This window comes from Pseudomonas sp. G5(2012) (assembly GCF_000408945.1).
GTDB classification, from domain to species: Bacteria; Pseudomonadota; Gammaproteobacteria; order Pseudomonadales; family Pseudomonadaceae; genus Aquipseudomonas; species Aquipseudomonas umsongensis.
Genome location: NZ_APIO01000185.1, coordinates 1 through 4,987 on the forward strand (window position 1 = coordinate 1; position 4,987 = coordinate 4,987).

General features: G+C 60.6%; 5 protein-coding genes. 1 reads left to right on the forward strand and 4 read right to left on the reverse strand.

Features of this window, described 5'->3' with window-relative positions; genetic code table 11:
- Window positions 1–32 precede the first annotated feature (32 nt).
- The 4 genes from PG5_RS32105 to PG5_RS32120 all read right to left on the reverse strand — a co-directional run bounded on the left by PG5_RS32105 (window position 33) and on the right by PG5_RS32120 (window position 3,383).
- Complete coding sequence (locus PG5_RS32105) at window positions 33–1,100, reverse strand: phosphotransferase family protein (RefSeq protein WP_020801249.1); 1,068 nt, start codon at window positions 1,098–1,100, stop codon at window positions 33–35.
- Window positions 1,101–1,243: 143 nt separating this feature from the next.
- The gene (locus PG5_RS32110) at window positions 1,244–2,212 is read right to left on the reverse strand and encodes a 2-hydroxyacid dehydrogenase (RefSeq protein WP_020801250.1); all 969 of its coding nucleotides are present in this window, start codon (window positions 2,210–2,212) and stop codon (window positions 1,244–1,246) included.
- Between the two features lie 161 nt (window positions 2,213–2,373).
- Entirely contained in the window at window positions 2,374–2,970 is a 597-nt protein-coding gene (locus PG5_RS32115; RefSeq protein ID WP_020801251.1) for a TetR/AcrR family transcriptional regulator, read from the reverse strand.
- Window positions 2,971–2,999: 29 nt separating this feature from the next.
- Window positions 3,000–3,383 carry a tautomerase family protein gene (locus PG5_RS32120; RefSeq protein ID WP_042955961.1) on the reverse strand — a complete coding sequence of 128 codons (384 nt, stop codon included), beginning with the start codon at window positions 3,381–3,383 and terminating at the stop codon, window positions 3,000–3,002.
- Between the two features lie 264 nt (window positions 3,384–3,647).
- Between PG5_RS32120 and PG5_RS32125 the strand changes: the two genes are divergently transcribed.
- Window positions 3,648–4,928 carry a serine/threonine transporter gene (locus PG5_RS32125; protein ID WP_020801253.1) on the forward strand — a complete coding sequence of 427 codons (1,281 nt, stop codon included), beginning with the start codon at window positions 3,648–3,650 and terminating at the stop codon, window positions 4,926–4,928.
- Window positions 4,929–4,987 lie beyond the last annotated feature (59 nt).

A 4,987-nucleotide genomic window follows, 5' to 3' on the forward strand; every position in this document is an offset into this window, starting at 1 on the left:
GGCAAGCCGGGCTCCTACAAGTGGGAGTGGTATCAGAGGCTGGATTTGTGGATGACCTGCAAGCTCATCTGCTCCAGGAGTTTGTTCATGTGAATGAACTGCGCGAAGCGTTTGTCCTGGGTCTGGCCATGGTAGAAGCGGTAGTAGATCTGCTGCACGATACCGGCCAGGCGGAACAGGCCGTAGGTGTAGTAGAAGTCGAAATTGTCGATTTCGATGCCTGAACGCTGGGCGTAATAGTCGACGAATTCGCGACGGGTCAGCATGCCCGGTGCGTGGCTGGGCTGACGGCGCATCAATTGTACCGGCGCCGGATCCCCGGCTTCGATCCAGTAGGCGAGGGTGTTGCCCAGGTCCATCAACGGGTCGCCCAGGGTGGTCAGTTCCCAGTCGAGCACGCCGATAATCTGCATCGGGTTGTTCGGGTCGAGGATGACGTTGTCGAAGCGGTAGTCGTTGTGCACGATGCTGGAGGTCGGATGATCGGCCGGCATCTTGTCGTTGAGCCAGGCTTTCACGGCTTCCCACTGCGGCGCATCGGGGGTCAGGGCTTTCTCGTAGCGATCGCTCCAGCCTTTGATCTGCCGCGCCACGTAGCCCTCGGGCTTGCCGAGGTCGCCGAGGCCATAGGCGTTGTAGTCGACACGGTGCAGTTCGACGAACTTGTCGATGAAGCTCTTGCACAGCGCTTCGGTCTTTGCCGAGTCCAGCCCCAGTTCCGGCGGCAGTTCGGAGCGCAGGATGATGCCGTTGACCCGCTCCATCACATAGAACTCGGCGCCGATCACCGCTTCATCAGTACAGTGCACATAGGCCTTCGGGCAATACGGAAAACCGTCGCGCAGTTGATTGAGGATGCGGAATTCGCGCCCCATGTCATGGGCGGACTTGGCTTTGTGACCGAAGGGCGGGCGACGCAGGACGAACTCCTGTTCGGGGTACTCCAGCAAGTAGGTGAGGTTGGACGCACCGCCCGGGAACTGGCTGATCCGTGGCAGGCCGCTCAATCCCGGAATGTGGGCCTTGAGATAGGGATCGATCAGGCTGGCATCGAGTTCTTCGCCGGCGCGGGTGCGGGTGGATTGGTCAGTAAGCGTCATGCTTATCCCTTCTGCTTATTCTGGAGGCCTGAAACTATTGGCTAATCTAATGCGCGCACCCGGCACCCACAACCTCGAACAGCCCTTATAGGTGAGCGTGTTGCCGGGCAATCATTGCTTTTGATACACCCGTTTGAATTGCCTTACTGGACGGCTTGGGTAACCACACCCTTGGGCAATTCGATGGGGGTCAGCACGGGCTGGCCGGAAAAATACGCCACGAGGTTGCGCCCCACCAGTTCCACGGTGCCTTGGATGGCCTCGGGGGAAAGCCCGGCCACATGCGGGCTGAGGATTACGTTCGCCAGGGCCTTGAGGGCATCCGGCACCTTGGGCTCGGCATCGAAGACATCCAGCGCGGCACCGGCGATCCGCCGCTGCTCAAGCGCGGTAATCAGGTCGGCGGTGACCACTACGCTGGCGCGGGCGATGTTGACGAAAAATCCGTTCGGCCCCAGGGCCTCGAGCACCTGCCGATTGATCAGGTGCTTGGTGCCCAGTCCTCCCGGGGTGGCGGCGATCAAAAAGTCCGAGGCACGGGCCAGTTCGGTGGGTGTCGAGCAGAACTTGTAGGGCACATCGCTGCGGTGCTGGCGGTTGTGGTAACTCACCGTCATGTCGAAGCCCGCGGCGGCACGTTTGGCGATGGCCATGCCGACCGCGCCGAGGCCGAGAATGCCCAGGCGCTTGCCGGCCAGGGAAGGGCGCATGATTTTTGGCCATTCACCCCGACGTACCGCGGCATCGCAGCGGGGGATATCGCGCACCAGCGACAGCAGCAATGACATGGCATGGTCTGCCACCGAAGAGGCGTTGACCCCGGCGCCATTGGTGACGGTGATGCCCCGGTCGGCGGCGGCTTGCAGGTCGACTTGTTCGTATCCCGCGCCAATCACGCAGATGATCTTGAGGTTGGGCAGGGCGGCGATTTCATCGGCGTATAGACCGAGAGGGCCCCGGGTCAGGACGGCGTCGATCTGGCCGCTGTGTCGGGTGACGGCCTCGGCGCGCTCGGCAGGCGTGGGCGCCAGGATCAGGTGAAAGCCCTGATGTTCGAGGATGGGCAAGTAATCATTGATGGTTTCAACCAGTACCAGAACGGTTGCAGGCATGCTTTGCTCCTGTGGGCAGCGGGCAGTCGGGCGCGAACGTCGGTCGAGAGTGCTGGTTGCGAACCATTTTGGCAATCTCACTGGCGTCGCTCCTCAGTGTAGGAGCTGGCGAAGCCTGCGATCTTTTTAAGGCAGCGAATATTTTTGATGACGCCGAATATTCAGTCCGGGGCAGGGGACTCTGTCAGAAAATTCTGGGCCGCCTCGAGGATTTCCTCCGACAGGGCGTCACCCCGGGTGGCCCGCGCCAGTGTCAGCGCGCCGACCATCAGTGAATACTGCACCAGCGCTTGCTGCCGCTTTTCGGCGGCATCGTCCGAATCCATCAGTTCGCCCAGGGCATCGAGCAGTCGGTTCAGGCCGGCCATGAACGGCTCGCGCAGGCTGCTGTCGGCGTGCTCGTGGCACATGTCGCCGGCAAAGGCCACCACCGGGCAGCTTTCACCAGGGTTATCGCGGCTGTAGACCGACAGGTAAGGCTTGATCAGTGCCTGGCGCGCCGCCGCCTTGTCGTCGCCCTGGGTGATTCGTTCGCGCCATCGCGTACCCACTTCTTTGAATGCCCGCTCGCTGGCCTCCCTGGCCAGCGCTTCCTTGGACTGGAAGTGACCATAGAAGCCGCCATGGGTCAGCCCCGCCGCCGCCATCACGTCGACGACGCTGATCCCGTGCAGGCCGCGTTCGCGAAACAACCGTGTGGCGGCCTCGACGATGATTTCACGGTTGAGGTCGGCTTGTTTGCGGGAAACGCGGGGCATGGGCGGCTCACAGGTCAATAAGTTGGCGATCAGAGTGCGTATTGGGCAATGCCATTGCCGAACGACCAGTTCTCTTTCTTCACTTCCACCAGATTAATGAAAACATCCTCCAGGCGCACGGCCAGTTGCGTATTGAGGCTTTCGACGATGGTTTTGTAGAGCAGTTTTTTCTGCTCCAGGGTTCGGCCTTCGCTCAGGGTGATCTGGATGACCACCAGGTTATCGGTGCGCTGGATGCCCAGGTACTGGGGATCGAAGATGAAATGCTGGTCGTCGTGCTCGGCAAGAATCTGGAAGTTATCGTTTTCCGGCACGCCAATCGCACTGCGCAAGGCAGCGTAGATCAGTTGTCCGACACGTTTGGCGTAGGTGGGGTCCTGCTGTTTCTTGAGGTCGACGCGAACCAGGGGCATGGGGTGACTCCAGAGGGTTGACAGGTTCTTTAAAAATACATGATGAATAACCTTTATCAAGCGCACATCGTCGTCTGCCATTGATTGCGAGTCCTTGCAGGGGGGCAAAGGTGCAACCTGGTACCACCGTTCCTCACCTAAGTCTTTGCTTCTGTTCACTAATCCTCCAGAATCGCGCCCCTGTTTCGGCCAGGCGCTGCCTGTCGGGTATTCCGACGCGTCCTGGCCGGGTGGCAAGTGACCGGAATGTGGAGATCCCACCGGATGAATGATCAGGCCAATAGCGTTAACGAACGCTTTGTAGCAGCGACACCCGCAACTCTTACGAGCTGGAATCGCCAGGACACCACCTGGATGCTGGGCTTGTTTGGTACGGCGATTGGCGCGGGAACCCTGTTTTTACCGATCAATGCGGGCCTGGGCGGATTCTGGCCGCTTTTGGTCCTGGCATTGCTGGCGTTTCCGATGACGTTCTACGCACACCGAGGCCTGACCCGCTTTGTGCTGTCTGGCCGCGAAGGCGCGGACATCACCGAAGTGGTGGAAGAGCATTTCGGGCTCAAGGCCGGTGCGTTGATCACCTTGCTGTACTTCTTCGCGATCTTCCCGATCCTGTTGATCTACAGCGTGGCCCTGACCAACACCGTGGGCAGCTTCCTCGAACATCAACTGCACATCATGCCGCCACCGCGTGCGGTCCTGTCGTTCGTGCTGATCCTCGGCCTGCTGGCCGTGGTGCGCTGCGGCGAGCAGGTGATCGTCAAGGCCATGAGCCTGATGGTCTACCCGTTCATCGTCGCGCTGCTGTTCCTGGCGGTGTTCCTGATTCCACACTGGAATGGCGGCATCCTGACCACGGCCAGCACGCTGCCTGAGCCATCGGCGTTGCTGCGCACCTTGTGGCTGGCGATTCCGGTAATGGTGTTCTCGTTCAACCATTCGCCGATCATCTCGGCATTCGCCGTGGACCAGAAGCGCCGATACGGCGAGCACGCCGAAGAGCGCAGCTCGCAGATCCTGTCCCGGGCCCACGCGTTGATGGTGGTGATGGTGCTGTTCTTCGTGTTCAGCTGCGTGTTGACCCTGTCGCCGGCGCAACTGGCCGAGGCAAAGGCACAGAACCTGTCGATCCTGTCGTACCTGGCCAACCACTTCAGCAATCCGACCATTGCCTTCGCGGCACCGTTGATTGCCTTCGTGGCCATCTCCAAGTCGTTCCTGGGGCACTACATCGGCGCCAGCGAAGGTCTCAAGGGCCTGATCGTCAAGAGCGGCAAACGTCCAGCAGCCAAGACCCTGGACCGCATCGTCGCGGCGTTCATGCTGGTGGTGTGCTGGATCGTCGCCACGCTAAACCCGAGCATCCTCGGCATGATCGAAACCCTGGGCGGTCCGGTGATCGCGGCAATCCTGTTCCTGATGCCGATGTACGCCATCCGCAAGATACCGGCGATGGCACGTTATCGTGGCCAGGCGTCGAACGTGTTTGTAGTGGCAGTTGGGCTGGTGGCGATCTCGGCGTTGATCTATTCGCTGAGTGCCTGATCCCGTCACCTTGATCGTTCCCACGCTCTGCGTGGGAATGCAGCCCGGGACGCTCCGCG

Excerpts from the sequence above, each read along its gene's own strand:
- PG5_RS32105 (WP_020801249.1), bottom strand. The coding sequence starts at position 1,100 with ATGACGCTTACTGACCAATCCACCCGCACCCGCGCCGGCGAAGAACTC.
- PG5_RS32125 (WP_020801253.1), top strand. The coding sequence starts at position 3,648 with ATGAATGATCAGGCCAATAGCGTTAACGAACGCTTTGTAGCAGCGACA.
- PG5_RS32120 (WP_042955961.1), bottom strand. The coding sequence starts at position 3,383 with ATGCCCCTGGTTCGCGTCGACCTCAAGAAACAGCAGGACCCCACCTAC.
- PG5_RS32110 (WP_020801250.1), bottom strand. The coding sequence starts at position 2,212 with ATGCCTGCAACCGTTCTGGTACTGGTTGAAACCATCAATGATTACTTG.
- PG5_RS32115 (WP_020801251.1), bottom strand. The coding sequence starts at position 2,970 with ATGCCCCGCGTTTCCCGCAAACAAGCCGACCTCAACCGTGAAATCATC.